The 23,039-nt window shown below is 73.0% G+C and carries 19 protein-coding genes and 1 tRNA gene; 13 read left to right on the forward strand and 7 right to left on the reverse strand.

What is annotated here, in order from left to right; translation table 11 throughout:
* Positions 1–144 precede the first annotated feature (144 nt).
* The gene (locus ACWGSR_RS18070) at positions 145–1,518 is read left to right on the forward strand and encodes an amidohydrolase (RefSeq protein ID WP_453567424.1); all 1,374 of its coding nucleotides are present in this window, start codon (positions 145–147) and stop codon (positions 1,516–1,518) included.
* A gap of 19 nt (positions 1,519–1,537) precedes the next feature.
* On the opposite strand, the gene ACWGSR_RS18075 is transcribed toward ACWGSR_RS18070, so the two are convergent.
* Both ACWGSR_RS18075 and ACWGSR_RS18080 read right to left on the reverse strand, forming a co-directional pair.
* Positions 1,538–1,912 carry a VOC family protein gene (locus ACWGSR_RS18075; protein ID WP_376240776.1) on the reverse strand — a complete coding sequence of 125 codons (375 nt, stop codon included), beginning with the start codon at positions 1,910–1,912 and terminating at the stop codon, positions 1,538–1,540.
* Between the two features lie 337 nt (positions 1,913–2,249).
* Positions 2,250–3,290, reverse strand: coding sequence for an NAD(P)-dependent alcohol dehydrogenase (locus ACWGSR_RS18080; protein WP_376240778.1), 1,041 nt, complete (start codon positions 3,288–3,290; stop codon positions 2,250–2,252).
* A gap of 473 nt (positions 3,291–3,763) precedes the next feature.
* Between ACWGSR_RS18080 and ACWGSR_RS18085 the strand changes: the two genes are divergently transcribed.
* A complete protein-coding gene (locus ACWGSR_RS18085; RefSeq protein WP_376240803.1) occupies positions 3,764–4,435 on the forward strand; it encodes a LamG domain-containing protein in 672 nt (223 codons plus the stop codon).
* A 174-nt stretch (positions 4,436–4,609) separates the two neighbouring features.
* On the forward strand, positions 4,610–5,341 hold the full coding sequence (locus ACWGSR_RS18090; RefSeq protein WP_376240780.1) for a hypothetical protein: 732 nt from the start codon (positions 4,610–4,612) through the stop codon (positions 5,339–5,341).
* Positions 5,342–5,439: 98 nt separating this feature from the next.
* On the opposite strand, the gene ACWGSR_RS18095 is transcribed toward ACWGSR_RS18090, so the two are convergent.
* Together ACWGSR_RS18095 and ACWGSR_RS18100 are read right to left on the reverse strand one after the other, a co-directional pair.
* On the reverse strand, positions 5,440–5,730 hold the full coding sequence (locus ACWGSR_RS18095) for a hypothetical protein (protein WP_453567426.1): 291 nt from the start codon (positions 5,728–5,730) through the stop codon (positions 5,440–5,442).
* Positions 5,731–5,890: 160 nt separating this feature from the next.
* The gene (locus ACWGSR_RS18100) at positions 5,891–7,888 is read right to left on the reverse strand and encodes a SpoIIE family protein phosphatase (RefSeq protein WP_453567428.1); all 1,998 of its coding nucleotides are present in this window, start codon (positions 7,886–7,888) and stop codon (positions 5,891–5,893) included.
* Positions 7,889–8,300: 412 nt separating this feature from the next.
* Between ACWGSR_RS18100 and ACWGSR_RS18105 the strand changes: the two genes are divergently transcribed.
* Genes ACWGSR_RS18105 through ACWGSR_RS18115 form a run of 3 tightly spaced genes read left to right on the forward strand, consistent with a single transcriptional unit; the run spans position 8,301 to position 11,490 of the window.
* The gene (locus ACWGSR_RS18105) at positions 8,301–9,353 is read left to right on the forward strand and encodes an iron-siderophore ABC transporter substrate-binding protein (RefSeq protein WP_376240786.1); all 1,053 of its coding nucleotides are present in this window, start codon (positions 8,301–8,303) and stop codon (positions 9,351–9,353) included.
* A gap of 14 nt (positions 9,354–9,367) precedes the next feature.
* Positions 9,368–10,402, forward strand: a complete 1,035-nt coding sequence (locus ACWGSR_RS18110) for a FecCD family ABC transporter permease (protein WP_453567430.1) — start codon at positions 9,368–9,370, stop codon at positions 10,400–10,402.
* Entirely contained in the window at positions 10,399–11,490 is a 1,092-nt protein-coding gene (locus ACWGSR_RS18115; RefSeq protein WP_453567432.1) for a FecCD family ABC transporter permease, read from the forward strand. Before ACWGSR_RS18110 ends, ACWGSR_RS18115 begins: the two co-directional genes overlap by 4 nt.
* 58 nt (positions 11,491–11,548) lie before the next feature.
* Here ACWGSR_RS18115 and ACWGSR_RS18120 read toward each other — a convergent pair whose 3' ends face one another.
* On the reverse strand, positions 11,549–12,118 hold the full coding sequence (locus ACWGSR_RS18120) for a histidine phosphatase family protein (protein ID WP_453567434.1): 570 nt from the start codon (positions 12,116–12,118) through the stop codon (positions 11,549–11,551).
* 326 nt (positions 12,119–12,444) lie between these two features.
* Here ACWGSR_RS18120 and ACWGSR_RS18125 point away from each other — a divergent pair, with 326 nt between their 5' ends.
* Both ACWGSR_RS18125 and ACWGSR_RS18130 read left to right on the forward strand, forming a co-directional pair.
* Complete coding sequence (locus ACWGSR_RS18125) at positions 12,445–12,672, forward strand: CbtB domain-containing protein (protein ID WP_053640609.1); 228 nt, start codon at positions 12,445–12,447, stop codon at positions 12,670–12,672.
* Positions 12,673–12,686: 14 nt separating this feature from the next.
* A complete protein-coding gene (locus ACWGSR_RS18130) occupies positions 12,687–13,493 on the forward strand; it encodes a CbtA family protein (RefSeq protein ID WP_453567437.1) in 807 nt (268 codons plus the stop codon).
* A gap of 170 nt (positions 13,494–13,663) precedes the next feature.
* Here ACWGSR_RS18130 and ACWGSR_RS18135 read toward each other — a convergent pair.
* Positions 13,664–13,735, reverse strand: a tRNA-Pro gene (locus tag ACWGSR_RS18135).
* 235 nt (positions 13,736–13,970) lie between these two features.
* Between ACWGSR_RS18135 and ACWGSR_RS18140 the strand changes: the two genes are divergently transcribed.
* The gene (locus ACWGSR_RS18140; protein ID WP_376240799.1) at positions 13,971–14,996 is read left to right on the forward strand and encodes a LacI family DNA-binding transcriptional regulator; all 1,026 of its coding nucleotides are present in this window, start codon (positions 13,971–13,973) and stop codon (positions 14,994–14,996) included.
* A gap of 87 nt (positions 14,997–15,083) precedes the next feature.
* Here the strand turns inward: ACWGSR_RS18140 and ACWGSR_RS18145 are convergent, their stop codons facing one another.
* Complete coding sequence (locus ACWGSR_RS18145) at positions 15,084–17,861, reverse strand: glycosyl hydrolase (RefSeq protein ID WP_453567439.1); 2,778 nt, start codon at positions 17,859–17,861, stop codon at positions 15,084–15,086.
* A 410-nt stretch (positions 17,862–18,271) separates the two neighbouring features.
* On the opposite strand from ACWGSR_RS18145, the gene ACWGSR_RS18150 reads away from it, so the two are divergent.
* The 4 genes from ACWGSR_RS18150 (at position 18,272) to ACWGSR_RS18165 (ending at position 23,009) form a co-directional block, all read left to right on the forward strand.
* On the forward strand, positions 18,272–19,576 hold the full coding sequence (locus ACWGSR_RS18150) for an ABC transporter substrate-binding protein (protein ID WP_376242346.1): 1,305 nt from the start codon (positions 18,272–18,274) through the stop codon (positions 19,574–19,576).
* A gap of 86 nt (positions 19,577–19,662) precedes the next feature.
* Positions 19,663–20,628 carry a carbohydrate ABC transporter permease gene (locus tag ACWGSR_RS18155; RefSeq protein WP_376242348.1) on the forward strand — a complete coding sequence of 322 codons (966 nt, stop codon included), beginning with the start codon at positions 19,663–19,665 and terminating at the stop codon, positions 20,626–20,628.
* Positions 20,625–21,545 (forward strand): carbohydrate ABC transporter permease, encoded by a 921-nt coding sequence (locus ACWGSR_RS18160; protein ID WP_383361599.1) that lies wholly within the window; start codon positions 20,625–20,627, stop codon positions 21,543–21,545. Before ACWGSR_RS18155 ends, ACWGSR_RS18160 begins: the two co-directional genes overlap by 4 nt.
* A gap of 60 nt (positions 21,546–21,605) precedes the next feature.
* The gene (locus ACWGSR_RS18165; RefSeq protein ID WP_453567442.1) at positions 21,606–23,009 is read left to right on the forward strand and encodes a GH1 family beta-glucosidase; all 1,404 of its coding nucleotides are present in this window, start codon (positions 21,606–21,608) and stop codon (positions 23,007–23,009) included.
* Positions 23,010–23,039: the final 30 nt, after the last annotated feature.

Raw genomic sequence — 23,039 nt, forward strand, 5'->3', positions numbered from 1 at the left:
AGAACGACAGACCCCACCCCTCCCTCTCCTTTCACGGCTTCAATCACCTGGCTTTTCTTGACCTCTCCCCCCGTGAACCTTGCCGCCACTCTGCGCTTGGTATACAAAGCAGGGAGCTGACGTCCACCGCCGAAGGAGCCCCCCATGCAGCCGTCCCCGTCCTCCCCCGGCGCGCTCTCCCGCCGCACGATGCTGGCCGGGGCCGCCGCTCTGGCCGGGGCCACGGCCACGGCGGCCGCCACGGCCGTCCCGGCGCAGGCCGCCGTCGCGGGCGCGGCCGGGGCGGTCGGAGCCCCGGTGGCACACGCCTCGGCGTCCTCCGCGACGGGGCACCGCGCCAAGGCCGTGGTCTTCCGCGACGTGCGCCCGTTCGGCGCGGCGAGGCCCACGGACCTGGTGGTCGTCGACGGCCGGATCTCGGCCGGTCCGGCGCCGCGCGGCGCGAAGGTCGTCGACGGCGGCGGCCGCATCGCCCTCCCGTCCCTCGTCGACGCGCACATCCACCCCGACAAGACGACCTGGGGCGGCTCCTGGGTGTCGCGGAAGCCGGCGAGCGGCATCGCGGACTACGTCACCCAGGACGTGGAGCTGTTCCGTTCCCAGCGCCGTTCCGTCGCGGAGCGCGCGTACGGTCTGATGAGCCACGCCGTCGCCCGGGGCACCCGGGCGATGCGCGCCCACGCCGACGTGGCCCCGGCCTACGGCCTGAAGGGCACGGAGGGCGTCGCGGAGGCCCGCGAGCGGCTGCGCCACGCCCTCGACGTCCAGATCGTGGCCTTCCCGCAGCACGGCGTCGTCCGCACGCCGGGCACGGCGGCGCTCCTGGAGCGCGCGGCGCGCGAGGGCCTGGTGGACATGATCGGCGGCATCGACCCGATCGGCTTCGACCGCGCCCTCGACGAGCAGCTCGACCTGGTCTTCGGCATCGCGGACCGGCACGGCGTGGGCGTGGACATCCACCTCCACGACCGGGGCGAGACGGGTCTGAAGGCCATGCGCGGCATCATCGAGCGCACCCGTGCCCTCTCCCTCGCCGGCAAGGTGACCGTCAGCCACGTCTTCTGCCTGCCCGGCCTGTCGGACCGTGAGCTCGGTTCCGTCGCGGCCGGCCTGGGCGAGCAGGACATCGCCCTCACCACGGTCGCGCCGTCCGACTCCCTGGTGCTGCCGATCGCCCGGCTGCGCGAGCACGGGGTGCGGGTCGGCCTCGGTTCGGACGGCGTGCGCGACTCCTGGAGCCCGTTCGGCAACGCCGACATGCTGCACCGCGCGCACATCCTCGGCTGGGTGACGGACGTGCGGCTCGACGACGAACTGGCGGAGTGCTACCGGGTCGCGACCCACGGCGGCGCGGACGTCATGGGTCTCGCCCACGCCGACCTGGAGCCGGGCGCCCCGGCCGACTTCGTGCTCGTGCGGGGCGAGTGCCTGCCGCAGGTGGTCGTCGACATGCCCCGCCGGGACGTCGTCGTCCACGGCGGGGCGGTCGTGGCGCGGGACGGGGAGTTCCTCGACTGAGCCCGGCGGCGCGCGGTTCCTACAGGTAGGGGCGGGTGATCAGTTCCATCGCGTGGCCCGCGGGGTCCTTGAAGTAGACCCCGCGGCCGCCGTGTTCGGTGTTGGTCTCGCCGGGCCGCTTCATCTGCGGGTCGGCCCAGTGCTCGATCCCCTGCTCGCACAGGCGCCCGTAGGCCCGCTCGAACAGCTCGTCGTCGACGAGGAACGCGTAGTGCTGCATCTGGATCTCCACCGGGGGCTCGGCGAACTGGATCAGTACGCCGTCGGGGAGCTGGACGTTGACGAACGGGCCCCAGGAGGGCGCTTCGGGGAGTTCGAGCAGCTCCCGGAAGAAACGCGCCGACTCGTGCCGGTCCTCGGCCGCGATGATGGTGTGGTTGAACGTGACTGCCATGTGGATGACCTCGCTCTTGTTCGACAGGGAAGGGGACGCGCAGTGCTCGTGCACTGGGGGGTCCTCGTGTCGAACGGCGGGGGTGCGTCCCGCGCACCCGCCGAGCCGTCAGTCGTCCACCGGGTCGCCCGTCCGTGTGTGGCGTATAGCCGGTCCGGTGTTCACGTCGCAGGACGTTACGTGATCGACACGGGGCACCGCAAGGACGTTCGAGGGGATCGGGGGTTCGCGCTCAAGGGAGTCGAGCGCGCACCCGTCCTCCGCCGCCCCGGCCGCTGCCGCCGTTTCCACCGGGGCCGTCCGCTCGCGCGCGTCGGTCCCGGGCTCCTCGGGGCGGTCAGCCGTTCGGCAGGATGACCGCGCGTCCGGCGACGCGCCCCTCGTGCAGCCGCTCGTAGGCCTTCGGCGCCTCGTCCAGGGTGTACGTCTCCACGTGCACGTCGACGGAGCCGGCGCGGGCCAGGTCGAGCACCTCGATCAGCTCGGCGCGGGTGCCCCAGTACGGGGAGGCCACGGAGACCTCGTACGCCGGGGAGCCGAAGCCGACGGGCAGGGCACCGCCGCCGAGGCCGACGATCGTGACGTCGCCCTCGACCGCGGCCATCGCGCCCGCCGAGGTCACCGTGGGAGCGACCCCCACGAAGTCGAGGACGACCTCGGCGCCGCGCCCGCCGGTCAGTTCGCGGACCTCGGCTGCCGCCGACGCGTCGGAGAGCACGGCCTCGTGGGCGCCGACGGCGCGGGCGAGGGCGAGCTTCTCCTCGTTGACGTCCAGGGCGACGACCCGGGCCGCGGTCATGGCGCGCAGCAGCTGGATGGCGACGTGGCCGAGCCCGCCCGTGCCGATGACGACGGCGGTGCTCCCGGGGACGAGCTTCGGGAGGGAGCGCTTGACGGCGTGGTACGGGGTGAGACCCGCGTCCGTGAGCGGCGCGGCCCGCACGGGGTCGAGGCCGCCGAGCGGGACGAGGTGGCGGGGGCTGTCGACGACCATGTACTCGGCGATGGCGCCGGGGGCGCCGAGACCGGGCGGTCTGATGCCCAGCTCCGCGGCCCGCAGGCAGTAGTTCTCCTTGCCCTGCGCGCACATGAAGCAGGTGCCGCAGCCCCAGGGGCCGTAGACGGCGACCGGGTCGCCGACGGCGAACCCCTCGACGCCCGCGCCGAGCGCCTCGACGGTGCCGACGCCCTCGTGCCCGAGGGTCAGGGGCAGCGGGAAGGGGAGCTGGTCGGCGGGCCGGCTCATGACGGCGATGTCGGAGTGGCAGACGCCGGCGGCGGTGACCTTGAGGAGGACCTGCCCGGGGCCGGGCTCCGGGTCGGGGACGGTGACGACCTCGGGCGGGGAGCCCACCGCGCGGTACTGGAGTGCCTTCATGACGGTGTGTCCTTCGCTTTCTCGCGCTTTCCGGTGGTTCGGCGGACGACGGGGGCGTCGTGCGCCTCCCGGCCGGATCCGGCGAGGAGGGGGTGGGGGTGCGGCCGGTGCCGACGGCGTTGATACGTACCCCCGGGGAGGCGCGTTCGAGTGCCGCCGTCCCGGTGAGACCGGTGACGGGGACGGCGACGGTGCCGGTGCCGATGCCGGTGACGGTGACGGGGACGGCGACGGAGGCCGACACCGAGAGCCGGTGACGACGTTCGACGACGGTGTCCAGTGACGAGTTGTCGCCAATCGGTGACACTCCGTGGTTACTCCGTAGGGAACCGGGCAGATCGTCCGTGGGCCGACGCGTGCCCGTGCGAGAGGAGTGAGCCGTGCTCTCCGACTTCTTCGACAGACTGCTCCGCCGCGGTTCCGGCACGGGACCGCCCGCGGGGTCCGGGGCCGCGCCGGGAACGGCGCCGGGGGTGCCCGGCCAGGCGCGACCGCTCCGGAACCTCGTCCTCGACGCCGACTTCTCCTCCGCCGAGCAGTGGGTCGCCGGCCGCTCCTGGGCCTATCCCCACGGCGGTCCGACGAACCCCGGCGACAACAAGCTCGACCACCTCACGGACGATCCCGCGTACAGCAGGAGCGGGGTCTTCCGGGCGACCCCCCGGCCCGACGGCCGCTGGACCGCCGGGCTGCTCACCACCGAGGGCAGCGCCGAGGGGTTCCTCGTGCGCACGGGCGACGTCCTGGAGGCCCGGGTGCGGCTGCCCTCGGAGATCGGCGCCTGGCCGGCCATCTGGACCTGGCGCGACGGCGGGCAGGAGATCGACGTCTTCGAGTACCACCCCGACAACCCGGACCTCCTGGAGCTGTCGAACCGGGTCCGGGGCCGCCACCACTACTTCCGGGACCCGGCCGTCCGTCCGGGGGCGTGGATCGACTTCCGGATCGAGTTCGGCGCGCGCTCGGTGGTGTGGTGGGTGAACGGCGCGCGGGCCTTCGACGACCGCCGCGGGGTGGGCCGCTCCTGGCGCGCCTACCTCATCGTGAACCTGTCGGTGTGCGCGGGCCGCTACCACCCGGCGCCCGAGCCCGGCACGGCGGAGATGTCGTACGAGGTGACGGAGCTGCGCGTGTACCGCGGCTGACCCGGGCCGGGGCCGCGCACCTCTCTGCCCGCCGTCTTCTCCGTACGGCGGGAAACGGGGTGTCGACGCGCGCGACGGCGGGGGAAGCGTCGTGGGGGCAACGGGTGTTGCGTAGGCTCGAACAGAGCGTTCCGCGCACCCGCACCGTGCCGCCCGTACGACGAGGAGGACCCCATGACCACCGCCGAAGAGGGACGGCAGCGGCTCGACGCGGCCAGCGTGCTCAACGCGAAGAGGACGCTGCTCCAGCTCCTCGCCCGGGCCGGCGTCTGGTCCGGGGACGCGGAGGAGCTGATCGGGTTCGTCGAGGCGGGCGCCCTGGCCCTCGCGTACGAGGAGGTCGGCGGGGCCGGGCGGAGCGCCCCGGACGGGAAGGGCGAGGCGTACGCCGCCGGTTGGCTCGACGGCGCCCGGGCCGTGGCCGACGAGCTCGGCGGCGTCGCCGAGCGGGCCCTGCGGCAGGCCCTCGCCGCCGATCCCACGGCCGACTCCCCCGACGACCGCCCTCCCGTCGGGCGCACGGAGATGGAGCGGACCAAGGTGGCGGTCATCCCGATCTACCTCTCGTTCACCGATGTCTCCGACCTCGATCCGGAGGTCACCGAGCAGGTGCTCGGCGCCGTCCTGCGCACGATGAGCTCCCGTCAGCGCTCCCGGTACGCCGGGCGGTTGGCGGAGTTCGCCACGACCCACCGGGAGCGCCTGGAGCGCCTGTACGCGGAGTACGGGCCGGGCAGCGCCATCGCGATCCACGGCCGCTACACCCTCGTGCACTCTCCCACCAGCGTCGCCGTCCTGGAGCGGCTCGCGGCGGCGCCCTCCGCCCTGTACGAGGAGTGGGACGCCGCCGAACTGCCGCCCGCGTGGCTGGACGGCCTGACGAAGGCCTGGGGCGCACCGGCCTGATCCGCTCCGCCTGCCACCGTCACCGTCGCCGTCGGAGGACTCACAGAGGAAGGGTGAACGTTTCTTCCCGGGCTGTCATCGGCTGTCGCCGACCGCCGCTAGTCGCGGAAGGGATCCGGGTACGGGGCGGGAAAAGGCTCTTCCGAGCGGTCGGACCGCCCTTCCCGTCCCCGGCGGGCGTCGGTCCAGATGGCCTCGATGCCGAGGGGCCGGGTCGTCTCGTCGGACCGCCAGGAGGGCGGGAAGCCGGTCGCCTCCTGCGCGCGTGCGGAGTGCGGGGACTTCGGCGGGACAGCGCGCTCGATGCCGCCGAGACGCCGCTCGAAATCGGCCTGCAAACGGTTCATCGTGTCGAGGAAGTCCTCGAGAGGAATGGTTCCTTCGTACATAAGTTCCTCCTGTGGCACACGGCGAAGGTCATCACATTCGAATAAAAAGGGCACTGCTGATGACACATCCCCTCAACGACACCTTCCCTCGGAGGGGAACGCGGCATTCGGGTGACTCACCGGGCGGGAAGAACCGGTCCTTCGCAGATCGGAGGCGTTTTCACGTGTCTCGGAGGACCGTTTCCGCACGGAAGGCGATCATGGCGGTGTCGTCGCGGTGGTCGGAGAGGTCCTGGAGGAGACGGAGCAGGTCGGGCAGGGCCTCGTCGCGGTGGAGCGCGGCCGCCCGCAGGAGGCGGCGCTGCCCGGTGTCGAGGGAGGTGCCGGGGGTCTCGATCAGTCCGTCGGTGTACTGCAGGAGCGTGTCGCCGGGGGCGAGGGCGTGCGTGTGGGTGGTCCTGGGGAGTTCGGGGGCGACGCAGAGCGGCGGGTCCTCGCCGCCGCCTTCGAGGAAGCGGGGCTCTCCCCGCGCGGGGATCAGCAGGGGCGGCGGGTGTCCGGCGTTGGACCAGGTCATCCGCCAGGCGCCGTCGGGGCACCGGTGCAGATGGGTGTGGACGACGGTGGCGAAGGAGCCGACGTCGAGCCCTTCGGCGGCGTCGTCGAGCATGGCGAGGACGGCCGCGGGCGTGCAGTCGGGGCCCTTGTTCCAGGCGAGGGCGCGGAGCATGCTGCGCATCTGGCCCATGACGGTGGCGGCACCGAGGTCGTGCCCCGCGACGTCCCCGATGTCGAGGACGAGGGTGCCGTTGGGGAGCGTGATGGCGTCGTACCAGTCGCCGCCGATCTCGTTGGCCGGGCTGGCCGGCTGGTAGCGGGCGGCCAGGACCGCCCCGGGCACGGCGGGCGGGCGGGTGAGCTGGGCGCGCTGGAGGCGCAGCGCGGTGCGGCGGGCCTGCTGGAGGTCGAGGACCTTGCGGATGGGCCGCTGCGCGTGGTGCAGGACCTCGCGCAGCAGCTCGACGTCGGCGGGTTCGGGGACGGGGGTGTCCCCGCTGGTGGCGGCGGTGGCGTATCCGAGGACGATGTCGTCGACGACCAGGGGGACGAGGATCATGCTCGTGGCGCCGGACGCGGCGAGCCACCGCTCGGTGACCTCCGGCACCAGGCCGGGCGGGATCCGGCCGTCCGCCGGCAGCCGGAACGTCCTCGGCTCGCGGCTCTCAAGCACCTCCCGCATGACCGGGGTGACCGTGACGCTCTGCCCCATCGGCGCGGGCGCGGGCGGGAGTCCGGGGCGGGTGGCGGAGGCGACCCGCCGGGCCGTGACCGTCGCGTGCTCCGGGAGCGGCCACTCCTCGTGGGAGAGGAGCAGGATCACGCAGGCGTCGGCGAGTTCGGGGACGACCGACTCCACCACCGCGGCGAACGCCGTGTCCAGGCCGCCGCCCGACGCCTGCGCCACCCGGGCGAGGAGGTGCTCGCGCAGCTCCGCGCCCCAGGTGTCCTCGATGTCGACGGTGGCGGCGATCCACTCGTCGGCGCGCCCGTCCCGCACGATGGGGACGCAGCGCGTGGCCATGTGGCGGTAGGAGCCGTCGGCCGTCCGGAGCCGGAAGGTGTTCTGGTGGATCTCGGGGGGCCGCCGGGCGAGCGCGCTCCGCCGGGCGTCGACGAGCGCCTGCCGGTCCCGGGGGTGGACGTGGGCGTACATGTCCCCGCCCTCCCGGACGGGCAGGGGGACGCCGGTCAGCTTCTCCCAGCCGGGGACGATCTCCTCGACGTGCCCGTTCGCGCGCACCACCCACACCATCTGGGAGACGGCCGTCACCAGGGCCTCGAAGCGCTGGAGCGCGCGGGTCTCGGCGGTGGTCTCCAGGGTCACGACCAGGACCCCGTCGCCGACCGGGGTGGCGACGGGGGTGCAGGAGGAGACGAAGTGGCGGACCTCCTCCGGGCCGCCGGGGACGGGCAGCAGGGATTCGGTGAGCTGGCGGGGCCGTCCGGTGGTGAGGACGTCGTCCAGGACGGACAGGAACCGCTCGGCGGCCGGTTCCGGGTAGGCCTCCCGGGCGGGCCGGCGGAGGGGGCGGGCGCCGAGCATCCTCTTGTACGCCGCGTTGACGTAGATCAGCAGGTGGTCGGGGCCCGCGAAGAGGGCGACCGCCGCCACGGTGGCGTCGAACAGCTTCGGGTCGAGGGCCCTCGCCGGGCTCATCGCCCGTCCGCCCCTGTCCGGGCCGGCGGGAGGTCCGGCCGTCCGCCGGTCCGCCGGCGATCCGGTGCGATCATCCTGTGAGCCTTTCGTCCTACCGGCGCATGAATCCCTGCATCCTCCAGGGGACCCTGCCGCGGGGGTCCGCGCCACGCGGGCGGCTACCCCGTTCGTGTGCGCCCCGAACGCCGTCCGCACCGCTTCCGGCCCTCCCTCCCCGGACGCTCCTCCGGCCCCCTTCCGGCCCCCTTCCTGCTCCCTTCCGGAGATCGGCACCCCCTGGCGTTCGAGCCCGAGGGCGAATAGGTTAGGCTCACCTAACAAGCGTTCGCGACGGCCGCCGCCTCTACGTGATCACGTCCGGAGAGGCGTGGGCGCGGCCTCGCACACCTCTGCCCGGAGACAAGGAACCGTCATGCCTTCTGTGTTCACCCCTCTTCGCCGCCGCGTCCTCGCGGCGGGGGCCGCCGCGGTCTCGCTCGGCCTCATGGTGACCGGATGCGGTTCGGACGAGAAAAAGGACGACGCGGCGGGCCCGGCGTCCAAGGCTCCGGCGGGCGCGTTCCCCGTCACCATCAAGAGCGCCCTCGGCGAGGCGGTCATCAAGGAGAAGCCCAAGCGCGTCGTCACCCTCGGCCAGGGTTCCGCCGAGACCGCGATCGCCCTCGGCAACGTCCCGGTCGGCATCGAGGAGTACCCCTGGGGCAGTGACAAGACCGGCTACCTCCCCTGGATCCACGAGGCCGTGACGAAGTCCGGCGCCACGCTCCCCAAGCAGTTCAAGGGCGGCGAGGAGCTCGACATCGAGGCCATCACCGAGCTCGAACCCGACGTCATCCTCGCCCCGTGGTCCGGTCTCACGCAGAAGCAGTACGACGTCCTCAAGGACATCGCGCCGACCGTCGCCTACCCCGAGAAGGCGTGGAGCACGAACTGGGACCAGCAGATCGAGATCGTCGCCAAGGCGCTCGGTCAGCCGGAGAAGGCCAAGGAGCTGGAGTCGAAGATCGACAAGCAGCTCGCCGACGCGGCCGCCTCCCGCCCCCACTACAAGAACGTCACGTTCTCGTACATCTACAACACCGGCCCCGGCACCCTCGGCGTCTTCAAGCCCGAGGAGCAGCGCGTCGCGATGGTCTCCAAGCTGGGCCTCAAGGTCGACCCGGTGGTGAACACCTTCAAGGAGACCGAGGGCACCGACTCCGCCCTGATCGGCCTGGAGAACGCCAACAAGCTCTCGAACAGCGACATCGCCTTCACGTTCTACATGGACGAGAAGTCCCGCAAGACGGTCGAGGCCCAGCCGCTGTACGCGGCCATCCCGGCGGTGAAGAAGAACGCGCTCGTCTACAGCCACGACACCCCGTTCGTCACCGCCTCCTCGATGATCAACCCGCTGACGGTGCCGTACAGCATCGAGCGCTACCTGCCGATGATCGACAAGGCCGTCGCCAAGGCCGGGAAGTAACAGCGGATTCCGGCGTGACCACACTCTCCCGGACCGTCCAGGGCCCCGCCGTCGTACGGCGGGGCCCTGCCCGGTACCTAGCAGCAGCCGTCCTGTGCCTGGTCCTGCTCGCCCTGGCCCTGCTCGCCAGCGTGATGTTCGGCAGCAAGCCGACGTCCCTCTCCGACGTCCTGCGGGTCGTCACCGGCGGCGGGGACGAGTACCTCCGCACCGTCGTCGAGAGCCGCTACCCGCGCACCGCGCTCGGCGTGCTCGCGGGTCTCTGCCTCGGGATCGCCGGCACGCTGATGCAGGGCATCACCCGCAACCCGCTCGCCGAGCCGGGGCTCCTCGGCATCAACGCGGGCGCGTCGGCGAGCATCGTCGCCGCCACCGCGTTCCTCGGCGCGTCCGGGCAGCGGGAGACCATCTGGTGGGCCCTCGCCGGCGCCCTGGCGACCGGCGTCCTCGTCCATCTCGTCGGCACGGCCGGCGGGGGCGGCAGTCCGGTGCGGCTCGTGCTGGCCGGCGCGGTGCTCTCCGCGATCCTCGCCGCCTTCATCCAGGCCGTCGCGCTGTCCCGGCCGAAGGTCTTCGACACGTACCGCTACTGGGTGGTGGGGTCGCTCGGCGGGCGCGGTTTCGACGTCCTGTGGGACGTGCTGCCGTTCGCCGCGGCCGGTCTCCTCCTCGCCGTCGTCCTCGCCCCCGGGCTCAACGCCATGGCGATGGGGGACGACAAGGCCGCCTCGCTCGGCATCAGCCCCGCCCGCGTCAAGGGCGCCGGGCTGCTCGCCGCGACGCTGCTCAGCGCGGCGGCCACGGCGGCGGTGGGCCCCATCGCCTTCGTCGGGCTCGCCGTCCCGCACCTGGTCCGGGCCCTGGTGGGCGCCGACTTCCGGATGCAGATCCTGTTCACCGCGCTCGCGGGCCCCACGCTGCTGCTCTTCGCGGACGTCGTCGGCCGGGTCCTGCTGCGTCCCGAGGAGCTGATGGTCGGCGTCGTCACCGCGTTCGTGGGCGCGCCCGCGCTGCTCTTCGCCGTCCGTCGCATGAGGGGAGCGGCATGAAGACCGCCGACCGGACCGAGATCCGGACCGGGGGCCCGGCCGTGGCGCCGTCGCGTCCCGCGGGGCGCGTCCTCGTGCGGATCGGCCCCCGGGTCGCGATCCCCGTGCGCCGCTCCTCCCTGATCGCCGCCGTGCTGTCGGTGCTGCTCCTCCTGGGGGCGGGCGTGGCGACGCTCTCGATGGGCAGGCTGGGCATCGACCTCGCCGACCTGCCGTCGGCGCTCATGGGCGAGGCGACGGGCAAGAACGCCTTCGTCCTGAACCGGCTGCGCGGCCCCCGGCTCGTGGTGGCCGTCGCCACCGGCGCGGCCCTCGGCCTGTCCGGGGCCCTGTTCCAGTCGGTCACCCGCAACCCGCTGGGCAGCCCCGACGTGATCGGGCTCAGCGCCGGTTCCGGAGCGGGGGCCGCGGCCGCCGCGCTCTTCTTCCCCGACACCGTCCCGGTCTCCGTCGGCTCCCTGGTCGGCGCGGTCGCCGCCATGGGGCTCGTGTACGTCTCCACCGGGACCGGGTTCCGCAACCCGGGACGCCTGGTCGTGGCGGGCATCGGCGTGGCCGCCATGTCGACGGCCCTGACCCAGTACGTGGTCTACGCCGTCGAGCGCGACAAGGCGAGCGCCCTGACCGCGTACATCAACGGCAGCCTCTCCGCCCGTTCCTGGGACGACGCGACGGTCATCTGGGGGGTGCTGCTCGTCTGCCTGCCGCTCGCGGCGCTGCTCTCGCGGCCGCTGAACATCGGCGAGATGGGCGACGACCTCTCCACCGGTCTGGGCGCCCGCCCGGACCGGACCGCGACGGCGGCGGTCGCCCTGTCGATCGTGCTGTCCGCGGGCGCGGTCGGCGTGGCCGGCCCGATCGCCTTCATCTCCCTGACGGCGCCGCAGATCGCCAAGCGGGTCACCCGCAGCGGCGGGCCGCAGCTCGTCATGTCGACCCTGCTGGGCGCCCTGCTCCTGGTGCTCGCGGACCTCGCGGCCCAGCAGCTGCCGCTCTTCGACGACCTGCCGGTCGGCCTCTACACGATGGCCGTCGGAGGGGCGTACCTGGGCTATCTGCTGCTGAGGGAGTGGAAGCGGACCGTCTGAGGCGCGCGTACGACGAGAAGGGGAGGGGCCACCGGTGGCCCCTCCCCTTCTCGTTCCGTCACCCGGTGAGCGGTTCGCCGACGCGCAGGTTCCAGCGGCCGCCGCGCCCGCTGAGGTGAACGGCCGTCAGCGGGCGGACGTCCAGGCGCCGGGCGGTCCCGTCCGGCACCCCGAGGGCGTGGACCGTGGCGGCGCGGACGACGTCCGGTTCGACGACGGCCGTGACGCGCCCCGATCCCTCCTGGAGCGCGTCGAGCCAGGCCCCGACCCGGACGCGCAGGTCGCGGAGGGACTCCCCGCCGTGCGGCGCGGTCTCCGGGTCGGACAGCCAGGCGGCGAGCGCGGCCTCCTCGGTGGCGGCGACGTCCTCCAGGGTCCTCCCCCGCCACCGCCCCATGGCGCAGCCGGCCAGGCCGTCCGCCGGCTCGGCCCGCAGGCCGAGGGCCCGGGCGGTGCCGAGGCAGCGTACGGACGGCGAGGCGTACGCGCGCGCGGCGGGGCCGAAGGCGGTCGCGAGGGCCTCGGCGCGGGCGAGTCCGGCCGGGTCGAGGGGGCGGTCGTCGTCGAACCGGACCTCGCGCAGCGCGTCGTTCGTGGCGGGCGGGACGAGCGTCAGCCGGACTGTCATCGGGGTCCTTCGCGGTCGGCGCCGGCACGGGGCGGCGGGATGGTCCCCCGTACGGTACGGGCCACGGGGGAAGCGGGCGCTCCGGCCGGGGGCGCACGGAACGTGATCCGGGCCTCACGCCCTTAACAATGTCCACGTCACGCGGTACGGTCAGGCGACATTTGAACAGCGTGACGACGGCGAGACGGAAGTCCGGTGGGAACCCGGCACGGTCGCGCCACTGTGTGCCGAGGTCTCCCCGGGTGAGGGGGTCGCGGCGAGTCAGACCCGTGGACCGTCGTCCTGCACCACCGTTTGGGACGCGCGTTCCCGCAGGAGGTTTCATCATGGCCGAGGCTGCCGTCTCCGCTGCCGTTTCCACCCCGTCCGTGGCCGTACCGGCTCCACTGCCCGTGCGGGCCGTGCTGCCCTGGGCCTTCTTCGTCGGCCTTCTCGCGCTGATCGCGCTGTACTTCGTGGGCGCGGAGCAGGGTGCCACCTCCCTCTTCGCGGGCTCCGACGTGCACGAGTGGGTGCACGACGGGCGCCACCTGCTCGGCTTCCCGTGCCACTGAGAGGCGACGAACACATGCACGCCTCGACTGTGAGAACCCTGCTGATCCGCGGCATGCTCGCGGGTCTGATCGCCGGTCTGTTCGCCTTCGCCGTGGCCTACGTGGGCGGTGAGCCCTCCGTGGACGGCTCCATCGCCGTGGAGGAGGCCCAGGCCGCCCAGGAGGCGGCCCACGCCGGACACGGCGGCGGCGCCGGCGAGGAGGCCGAAGAGGAGGAGGTGGTCAGCCGCTCCGCGCAGTCCACCTTCGGCCTGGCCACCGGCGTCCTGGTCTACGGGGTGGCGCTGGGCGGCGTCGCCGCGCTCGCCTTCTCGTTCGCGCTCGGCCGCATCGGCCGGTTCAGCCCGCGGGCCACCGCGGCGCTGACCGCGGCGGCGGCCTTCACCACCGTCTACCTGGTGCCGTTCCTGAAGTACCCGGCGACCCCGCCGGCCGTCGGCAACCCCGACACCATCGGGAAGCGCACCACCCTGTTCTTCCTGATGATCCTGCTCAGCGTGCTGCTCGGCGTCGCCGCGGTGATTCTCGGTCGCCGTCTGGCGCCGCGCCTGGGCAACTGGAACGCGAGCCTGGTGGCCGGCTTCGGCTTCGTCGTCGTGACGGGCATCGCCTTCGCGGTCCTGCCGGCGAACGACGACGCGGTCAAGGCGGGCTTCCCGGCGAAGCTGCTGTGGGAGTTCCGCCTGGCCTCGCTCGGCGTGCAGGTCGTGCTGTGGGTGGTGTTCGCCGTGGTCTTCGGCTTCCTCGCCCAGAAGGCGCTGGCCGCCCGTACGTCCGACGCGGAGGCCCCGGCCCGGACCGAGGTCCCGGCCGCGGGCTGACCGACCGACGTGTACGACACCGCCCCCGCGTGCCAGGAGCACGCGGGGGCGGTGTCGTGTCACGGACCGACGTCCCTCTCACCCCAGTGCCAGGAGTGCTCGTGGAAGACGAGCCGGCGGTACGGCTCGCTCTTCCGTCCGGTGTCACGTCCCCACCGTGGAAGGCCCGGTGGTCATGCCGGTGCGGGCCGGTCCCGCGCCCTCCGGGTCCCGGGCCCGGCGCTCTGCCGCTGAGCCACACGTCGTGGGCCCAGATCCGCCGGACGGGCCCCGGGACCCCGACGGTGGCGGGGGCTCGGGAAAGGGGGCGACGGGGTTTCCGGGAGGCGGTGTCCGCGGGAGGCGTTCCTCTTGGGAGCGCTCTCAGAAGGTGGGGGTTACAGATATCCTGGACCGGACGAGAACGCGCATCCTACCCGTGCGCGCCCCGTACGACCCGGTACACCGCCCAGCCGACGCAGTCGAGGAGCGCCCGCCTTGTCCGAGCAGACCACGGGGTCCCGCCCCACGCTGGAAGCCGTCGCCGCGCGGGCCGGCGTGTCCCGCGCCACGGCCTCCCGGGTCGTCAACGGGGGCGCCGGCGTGCGCGCCCCCCTGGTCGAGAAGGTGCGCAGGGCCGTCGAGGAGCTCGGTTACGTCCCCAACCACGCGGCCCGCACCCTGGTGACCCGGCGCAACGGCGCCGTGGCCGTGATCATCGCGGAGCCCGAGTTCAGGATCTTCTCGGACCCGTTCTTCGAGCAGCAGGTGCGCGGCATCAGCCGGGAACTGACGGCGCACGACTCCCAGTTGGTGCTGCTGTGGGTGGAGGGTCCGGGGGACCACGAGCGGATCGCCCGCTATCTCGGCGGGGGGCACGTCGACGGCGCGCTCGCGTTCTCGCTGCACAGCGACGACGCCCTGCCGGCCGTGATCGAGGGGGCGCGGATCCCGGTGGTCGTCGGCGGGCGGCCCGCCCCCGGCACCGATCCGGCCGTGCCCTTCGTCGACTGCGACAACCGGGGCGGCGCCCGGGAGGCGGTGCGGCACCTGGTGGGCCTCGGGCGCCGGAACATCGCCCACATCTCCGGCCCCGCCGACCAGACCTCGGCGGTCGACCGGCTGCACGGCTACCGGGACGTCCTCCACGACGCCGATCCGGAGCTGCTGTGCGCGGGCGCCTTCACCGAGGAGAGCGGCGCGCGGGCCATGGCGGAGCTGCTCGACCGGCGGCCGGACGTGGACGGGGTGTTCGTCGCCAACGACCTGATGGCGTCGGGCGCGCTGCGCACCCTGCGGGAGCGCGGGGTGCGGGTGCCGGAGGACGTGGCGGTCGTCGGCTTCGACGACATGGCCTCGGTGGTCGGCCGGACCTCCCCCGCCCTGACCACCGTGCACCAGGACATCGAGGGCATGGGCCGGCTGATGGTGAAGCTGCTGATGCGGCTGCTGGACGGGACCGGGCCCGAGATCCCGGGCTCCGTGATCACCCCGACCTCGCTGGTCCGCCGCGCCTCCGCCTGACCACGTACGGAGGGTCCGTACGGGAGAGGGCGGCGGGCCCGGGTGCGTCACCCGGGCCCGCCGCCCCGTTCCCCGCTCCCCACGGGGTCAGTCGTACGGGATGACCACCACGGAGCGGTCCGTGCCCGTCTGGAGCCGCGCGTCAGCGTTGCCGATCGCGCTCCAGACCTCCAGGCGGACCGTTCCGCCGCGCAGGTTGCCGAGCGTGCCGGTGGCGGACTTCAGCCCTCGGGACTGGGCGTACTCCTCCCAGCCCGTCACCGGGTCCGTGGCGAAGTACTGGTACGTCTCCGTGCGGTCGAAGGTGCCGTCGCCGGTGAGGTCGTAGCTGATCCGGGCCTGCTGGCCGAGGCCGACCGACGCGCCGGCGTCGACCTGGAGCCGGAAGGCGGTCGAACCGCCCGCCCGGAGCGTGCCGTTGACGTTCTTGGCGACGTAGACGAGCGGCTTGTTCGGGGTGCCGTCGTGGTTGCCGCCCTGCGCCGAGGCGAGGGTGTCGCTGCCCGCCGTGGCCCCGGTGGCCGTGGTGAGCGTGCCGCCGGTGCGGAGCTGGAAGGTGTTGCCGGTGCCCGGCTCCGGGTCGGGGTCGGGTCCGGGGCCCGCCGTGCCGTTGCCGGAGGCGGTGGAACGGGCCGGTACGGAGAGGGACTTGCCGTCGGAGAAGGTGACGGTGCGGGCGGTCGAGCCGTGGTTGTGGGCCACGTAGGTCCGCGTGGTGCCCTTGGTGAAGACGGCGGAGGTGGGGATTGATCCGGTGACGGTGGTGTCGGGGGCGCCGAGCGTGTCGAGCGCGGTGAGCCAGTGGTAGGTGTGGGCCTTGGACTCGCCGGCCTCCGGGGTGTATCCGGCGTGCCCGGCGTCCCACTTGGCCTTGGCGGCGCCGGGGTCGGCGAGGGACTGGAACTCCCAGAGGATGTCGCGCCATTCGACGGCGGGGCCGCCGTTCTCGCGCTCCATCTCGGCGATGTTGCGCCGGATCGCGTCCTTGCGGCCGCCGAGGTGGAGCGAGCCGCCGCTGGTCACGGGCAGGACGTTGATGCCGTGGATCTCCTCCGGGTTGGCGGTCCACCAGGTGGAGTAGGCGCCGCCGCTGCCCCAGACCATGCCGACGGTGTCGTGCTGGAAGGAGCCGGGGAAGACCTGCTGGTCGGCGTCGAACCAGTACTGGGCGATGGCCTCGCCCTCGGTGGTCAGGAGGTACGTGCCGAGGTCGCGCAGGGAGGTGTCGCCGGTGGCCGCGCCCCAGAGGACGAGGGCGGCGCTGAGGTTGGTCGACTCGGAGGACGACTCCTGGTTGTTGCCGGCGGCGAAGCCCTGGTGGCCGCTGGCCCAGCTGTGTCCGGCGTAGACGTCGAAGCCGCGCAGGAAGGGGAAGGCGCTGTCGGTGCGGCTGGGGTTGGCGGTGTCGCGGACCAGGGTCTTGACCATGGTCCCCCAGGCGGAGTCGGCGGCCCAGTTCGGGTCGTACTGGGCGACGATCGCGGCGGCGTACACGTAGTAGCCGTAGTGGAAGTGGTGGTCGTTGAGCTCGGTGTCGCTGCCGTAGGAGGCCGGGTAGCCGGTGAGGGTCTTCCAGGCCTTGTCGTACGAGAACTCGGTGGCGCCGCCGGCCGTGAACCACTCCTGGAGGCGGCCCTTGATCAGGCCGAGGAGCTTGTCGCGGACCGCGCCCTCGCCGATCTGGTCGGCGAGCGGCACGAGCTGGGCGAGCTTGCCGAGCGCCTTGCCGGTCCAGTAGGTGTCGACGGCTCCGGAGAACGGGTCGGAGGAGTTCGCGACCTCGTTCAGGTAGCCGCGCAGACGGGCCGTGTCGATCCCGCTGCCGGGCAGGCCCGGGAGGGTGGCGGCGGCCTTCTGGGCGGTGGTGAAGGAGGCCGCCTCGCGGACCTTCATGGTGCCCCGGGGCGAGACGTAGGTGTACGGGGTCAGCGGGTCGGTGGTGTGCAGCCACTGGTGGCGGTAGAGCGCCTGGAGGGTGCCGCGCTCGGTGCCCTCCCTGGCCTCGGTGGTGAGGCTGTAGGTGGCGCGGACGGTTCCGGCGTCATAGCTCCAGTTCACCGCGGAGCCGGTGACGAAGCTGTAGGCGTACTTGCGGTACGTGGCGAGCGCGTCGGTGGAGGGCAGGACGGCGACGGAGAAGTAGTCCTTGCCGCCGAGGCCCGCGGTGATGGTGGAGCCGGAGACGTTCCAGTCGGTGCCGCTCGGCGAGAAGAGGGCGTAGTGGTGGCCGCCGACGGTGATGCCGAGGACGTTGCCCTGGTCGGAGAAGACGGTCGGCGCGGTGGCGGTGGTGACGCGGGCGTCGCCGCCGGTGCCCCGGGCGTACACGAAGGGCAGGCCGTGGCCGATGGTGGTGCGCAGGGTGCGGGCGCCGTCGGACCAGTAGGGGGTGACGGTCCAGTCGGACCAGGCGTCGGCCTTGGTGTCGGGCGAGTTCAGGCCGGTGAGGCCGAGGGTGAGGTCGCGCTTGTGGGCGAACTCGTACTGGCGCCCGTCGCCGACGATCGCGGGGCTGGTGGGGTAGCCGACCTCCAGGCCGCCGGAGACGGCCTGGTAGGTGAGCGGGTGGCCGTACATGGGGGTGGAGTACGGGTTGTCCCCGTAGCGCTGGAAGGCGAGCGAGGACCACCAGTCGTTGGTGGGGACGGGCTTGCCCTGGGCGGCGGCGGTGACCTTGGGGGTGACGGGGGCGCCGGTGTTGGTGGTGGGGCCGGAGGTACCGGCGGGGCGGGTGTCGGAGTAGCTTCCGGCGCCCGCCGGGACGGTGGCCGCGGCCGCCGGGGCGGCGGCCGGGCCGAGTCCCACGGCGGCGAGGGCGGAGACCAGGACCAGCGCTGCGGCGGGCCGGGTGCGGGGGGATGGCATGAAGGGGCACCTCATGTCGTCTGCGGCGGATGGAGCTCGGGAGGGGCGGGCGGGGCCCGCCCCGGTGGGAGCGGATGGAGCTCGGAAGGGGCGCGGAGCCCGGGAGGCGGGGACTCGGGAGGGACTCGGACGAGGACGCGGGTGGGGGACGCGGGAGCGGGGAGGTCCGTGTTCGAGAGTCCGGAAGCCCGGCCTCCAAAATGGCTGAGAGCGCTCTCAGAGTGACGGAAACGTAAAACCCTGGAAACGAGCGTGTCAAGAGGTTGAACACGGGAGGGAGTTGGGGTCTCTTCTCGTCCGTTACGCCTTCGAGCCTTGACGGATGCACCGTGGCACGGGCACGCTCCCCACGCACGCTTGAGAGCGCTCTCAACCGCTCTCGCTCGTTCCGGAGCCAAGGGAGGCTTCCCATGCCCATCGCCCGAGCCGCCAAGAGAGCCGTCGTCCGCCTGGGCGCGGTCACGCTCGCCGGGGCCCTGCTCGCCGCCTGCGGCGGGTCGTCGGACGACTCGTCCTCGGACAGCGCGGGAGGGAAGGTCACGATCACCGTCGACCTCTTCGGCTCCTTCGGATACAAGGAGGCCGGGCTCTACGCGGAGTACGAGAAGCTCCACCCCGGCGTGACCGTCAAGCAGACCGACACCGAGGACGAGGCCGACTACTGGAAGTCCCTCCAGACCCGGCTCGCCGGCGGCGCCGGCCTCGCCGACGTGCAGGGCATCGAGGTGGGCCGCATCGCCTCCGTCACCCAGCAGCAGGCCGACCGGTTCGAGGACCTGAAGAAGTACGGGGCGGACTCCCTGAAGGACCAGTTCGCCCCGGCCAAGTGGGCCGCCGCCACCGGCAAGGGCGGCGAGGTCCTCGGCCTCGGCACGGACGTCGGCCCGGAGGCCATGTGCTACCGCACCGACCTCTTCGAGCAGGCCGGGCTGCCCACCGACCGCGAGGAGCTCGCGAAGAAGTGGTCCACCTGGGACGGCTACCTGGACCTCGGCAAGCAGTACAAGGCGAAGGCCCCCGCCAAGAGCGCCTGGCTCGACAGCGTCGGCAGCCTCTACTCGATCATGATCGGCCAGGAGAAGGAGCGCTACTACGACGCCTCCGGGAAGCTGATCTGGGAGCAGAACCCCGCCCTGCGCTCCGCCTGGGACCACGCCGTCCAGGCCGCGGACGCCGGTCTGAGCGCCAAGCTCGACCAGTGGTCCCCGCAGTGGAACCAGGCCTTCTCCGCCGGTTCCTTCGCCACCATGCCGTGCCCGGCCTGGATGCTCGGCTACATCAAGGGCCAGGCCGGTGAGGCCGGCAAGGGCAAGTGGGACGTCGCCAAGCTGCCCGGCGGCGCCGGCAACTGGGGCGGCTCCTACCTGGCGGTGCCGAAGGCCGCGAAGCACAAGAAGGAGGCGTACGAGCTGATCAAGTGGCTCACCGCCCCCGAGCAGCAGACCAAGCTCTTCCAGAAGCAGGGCAACTTCCCCTCCTCCACCGGCGCCATCGAGAAGGTCGCCGACGCGAAGGACGCGTTCTTCTCGGACGCCCCCATCGGCAAGATCTTCGGTGAGGCGGCGAAGGAGGCCCCGGTCCAGGTCCTCGGCGTCCACGACCAGAACATCGCCCAGCAGATCACCAACGCGCTGAGCGAGGTCGAGCGCAAGGGCGTCTCGCCCGAGAAGGCCTGGTCGAACGCCAAGAAGGGCGTCGAGAACACCATCGGCTGACCCGTGCCGCCGGACGGACGCCCCCGGGAACGGGGCGTCCGTCCGCCCCGCCTCCCCCGCTCCGACACCCACCGAAGGGCCGCACCGTGACCCTCACCGCACCCGAGACACCGGCCCGGCCGAAGCCGGCCGCGCCGCCCCGGCGCCCCGGACCCGCCCGGCGGACCTGGCAGAAGGTCTCCCCGTACGCCTACATCACCCCGTTCTTCACCCTGTTCGCCGCCTTCGGCCTCTTCCCGCTGATCTACACGGCCTTCGTCTCGCTCTACCGGGTGGAGCTCCAGACGCCCGGCGACATGGAGTGGCGCGGGCTCGGCAACTACACCGCGCTCTTCGGTGACGAGTACTTCTGGGTCGCGCTGCGCAACACCTTCACCATCGGCGTGCTCTCCACCGTGCCGCAGCTCGTCATGGCGCTCGGCCTGGCGCACCTGCTGAACTACCGGATGCGCGGCCGGACCTTCCTGCGCACGGCGGTGCTGCTGCCGTACGCCACCTCGGTCGCCGCCGCCACCCTCGTCTTCGCCCAGCTCTTCGGGCGGGACTTCGGCCTGATCAACTACGCGCTCGGGCTCGTCGGCGTCGATCCCGTCGACTGGCAGAACGGCACGGTGGCCTCGCAGATCGCCGTGTCGACGGTCGTCGTCTGGCGCTGGACCGGCTACAACGCGCTGATCTACCTGGCCGGCATGCAGTCGATCCCGGACGAGCTGTACGAGGCGGCCGCGATGGACGGGGCCTCGCGGTGGCGCCAGTTCTTCCACGTCACGCTGCCCGGACTGCGGCCCACCATCCTCTTCACCGTCATCGTCTCCACGATCGGCGCGACCCAGCTCTTCGGCGAGCCGCTGCTGCTCGAAGGGTCGATCTCGGGCGGCATCTCGCACCAGTACCAGACGCTCGGGCTCTACATGTACGAGCAGGGCTGGGGCTTCTTCCACCTGGGCCGGGCCGCGGCCATCGCCTGGGTGATGTTCCTGCTCATCGTGGCGCTGGTCGGGCTCAACGCCCTGATCGCGCGCCGCCGTTCCCGCAAGGAGGCCGGCCGATGACCGCGCCGATCGCCCCGGCGGCGCCCGCCGCTCCCCCGGCCGCCCCCGCCGCCCCGGAGCCCGGCCGGACGCCGCGCCGGGGGGCCTCCCGGGCGGGCCGCACCCTGCACGCCGGCCCCCTCGCGTACGGCATCCTGATCGTCGCCGTGCTGTTCTCGGCGTTCCCGTTCTACTGGACGATCGTCGCCGCGAGCCGCTCCAACGCCGATCTGGCGAAGGTCCCGCCGACGCTCCTCCCGGGACCGAACCTGATCAAGAACTTCGAGGCGGTCCTCGAAGAGGCCGACATCGGCAAGGCGCTGCTCAACTCGTTCGTCGTCTCCGGGTCGGTCACCCTCGGCACCGTCCTGTGCTGCACCCTGGCCGGCTTCGCCTTCGCCAAGCTGCGCTTCAGGGGCCGGGGCGCGCTGCTCGCGGTCACCGTCGGCACCATGATGATCCCGCCGCAGCTCGGCGTGATCCCGCTGTTCATGCTGATCGCCGAGCTCGGCTGGGTGAACCAGCTCCAGTCGGTGATCCTGCCGGGGCTGGTCTCCGCGTTCGGGGTGTTCTTCATGCGCCAGTACCTGGTGCAGTCGCTGCCGGACGAGCTGATCGAGGCGGCCCGGGTCGACGGCGCGTCCACCGCCAGGATCTTCTGGTCGATCGTCGTGCCGATCGCCCGGCCCGGCATGGCCGTGCTCGGCCTGCTGACCTTCATGGCCTCGTGGAACGACTTCTTCTGGCCCGTCGTCGCCCTGTCCTCCTCCGAGCCCACCGTCCAGGTCGCCCTGCGCCAGCTCGGCGGCGGCTACGTCCACGACCAGTCCGTGATCATGGCGGGCACGCTGCTCGGCACCCTGCCGGTGCTGCTCGTCTTCGGCCTGCTCGGCCGGCAGATCGTCGGCGGCATCATGCAGGGCGCGGTCAAGGGCTGACCGCCCCCGTCCCCTCTCCTCCTCCCCACAGAACGTCTCACCCCAGGGAGTTCCCACCCCATGACCGCGCTCGACGCCCGCACCGACCCGGCGACCACGCTCCGCTTCCCCGAGGGCTTCCGCTGGGGCACCGCCACCGCCGCCTACCAGATCGAGGGGGCGGCGGCCGAGGACGGCCGCACGCCGTCCATCTGGGACACCTTCAGCCGTACGCCGGGCAAGGTCCGCAACGGCGACACCGGCGACATCGCCGCCGACCACTACCACCGGCTCGACGAGGACGTCGCCCTGATGCGGCGGCTCGGCGTGACCGACTACCGCTTCTCGATCGCCTGGCCCCGGGTCCAGCCCACCGGGCGCGGCCCGGCCGTGCGCAAGGGCCTGGACTTCTACCGGCGCCTGGCCGACTCCCTCCTGGAGGCCGGGATCCGGCCCGTGGCGACGCTCTACCACTGGGACCTGCCGCAGGAGCTGGAGGACGCGGGCGGCTGGCCGCACCGGGAGACCGCACACCGCTTCGCCGAGTACGCCGGGATCATGGCGGACGCGCTCGGCGACCGGGTGGCGACCTGGACCACGCTCAACGAGCCCTGGTGCGCCGCCTTCCTCGGCTACGGCAACGGCGTGCACGCGCCGGGCCGCACCGACGACCTAGCCGCGCTGCGCGCTGCCCACCACCTGAACCTGGCGCACGGCCTGGGGGCACGGGCGCTGCGCGGCGCGCTGCCCGCGTCCGCCGAGGTGTCCCTGACCCTCAACCTGCACGCCGTACGGGCCCTCACGCAGTCCCCCGAGGACCTGGACGCGGCCCGCCGGATCGACGCCGTCGGCAACCGGATCTTCCTGGACCCGGTCTTCCACGGGCGGCTCCCGGAGGACCTGGTCCGCGACACCGCGTCGGTCACGGACTGGTCGTTCGTCCAGGACGGGGACCTGACGGCGGCGGCCGCGCCGATCGACTCCCTCGGCATCAACTACTACTCCCCGTCCGTCGTCGCGGCGGGCTCCTCGGAGTCGCCGGCGCCGTGGGCGGGCGCGGAGCGGCACGTGCGGTTCGTGCCGGCGCCGGGGCCGCGCACGGCCATGGACTGGCCGGTGGACGCGAACGGGCTGCACGAGCTGCTCGTCCGGCTGCGGGACGAACTGCCGGGCGTACCGCTGGTGATCACGGAGAACGGCGCGGCGTACGACGACTACGCCGACCCGTCGGGGAACGTGAAGGACCCGGAGCGGGTGGCCTATCTGCACGCGCACCTGGCGGCGGTGCACCGGGCCCTGGAGGACGGGGCGGACGTGCGGGGCTACTTCCTGTGGTCGCTCCTGGACAACTTCGAGTGGGCGTACGGCTACAGCAAGCGGTTCGGCATCGTCCACGTGGACTTCGCGACGCAGCGGCGCACGCTGAAGGACAGCGCCCGCTGGTACGCGGAGGTGATCACCCGGGGCGGTCTCGCGGAGGAGTGAGGAGGCACCCGGCCGGGCCGGGGCGGCCCC

It is taken from the genome of Streptomyces sp. NPDC055632 (genome assembly GCF_053618675.1).

Bases quoted from the DNA above. Each gene is read 5' to 3' on its own strand.
- ACWGSR_RS18080 (WP_376240778.1), bottom strand. From the start codon at position 3,290: ATGAAGGCACTCCAGTACCGCGCGGTGGGCTCCCCGCCCGAGGTCGTC.
- ACWGSR_RS18160 (WP_383361599.1), top strand. From the start codon at position 20,625: ATGACCGCGCCGATCGCCCCGGCGGCGCCCGCCGCTCCCCCGGCCGCC.
- ACWGSR_RS18095 (WP_453567426.1), bottom strand. From the start codon at position 5,730: ATGTACGAAGGAACCATTCCTCTCGAGGACTTCCTCGACACGATGAAC.
- ACWGSR_RS18120 (WP_453567434.1), bottom strand. From the start codon at position 12,118: ATGACAGTCCGGCTGACGCTCGTCCCGCCCGCCACGAACGACGCGCTG.
- ACWGSR_RS18115 (WP_453567432.1), top strand. From the start codon at position 10,399: ATGAAGACCGCCGACCGGACCGAGATCCGGACCGGGGGCCCGGCCGTG.
- ACWGSR_RS18100 (WP_453567428.1), bottom strand. From the start codon at position 7,888: ATGAGCCCGGCGAGGGCCCTCGACCCGAAGCTGTTCGACGCCACCGTG.
- ACWGSR_RS18150 (WP_376242346.1), top strand. From the start codon at position 18,272: ATGCCCATCGCCCGAGCCGCCAAGAGAGCCGTCGTCCGCCTGGGCGCG.
- ACWGSR_RS18090 (WP_376240780.1), top strand. From the start codon at position 4,610: ATGACCACCGCCGAAGAGGGACGGCAGCGGCTCGACGCGGCCAGCGTG.
- ACWGSR_RS18165 (WP_453567442.1), top strand. From the start codon at position 21,606: ATGACCGCGCTCGACGCCCGCACCGACCCGGCGACCACGCTCCGCTTC.
- ACWGSR_RS18075 (WP_376240776.1), bottom strand. From the start codon at position 1,912: ATGGCAGTCACGTTCAACCACACCATCATCGCGGCCGAGGACCGGCAC.
- ACWGSR_RS18070 (WP_453567424.1), top strand. From the start codon at position 145: ATGCAGCCGTCCCCGTCCTCCCCCGGCGCGCTCTCCCGCCGCACGATG.
- ACWGSR_RS18125 (WP_053640609.1), top strand. From the start codon at position 12,445: ATGGCCGAGGCTGCCGTCTCCGCTGCCGTTTCCACCCCGTCCGTGGCC.
- ACWGSR_RS18105 (WP_376240786.1), top strand. From the start codon at position 8,301: ATGCCTTCTGTGTTCACCCCTCTTCGCCGCCGCGTCCTCGCGGCGGGG.
- ACWGSR_RS18145 (WP_453567439.1), bottom strand. From the start codon at position 17,861: ATGCCATCCCCCCGCACCCGGCCCGCCGCAGCGCTGGTCCTGGTCTCC.
- ACWGSR_RS18130 (WP_453567437.1), top strand. From the start codon at position 12,687: ATGCACGCCTCGACTGTGAGAACCCTGCTGATCCGCGGCATGCTCGCG.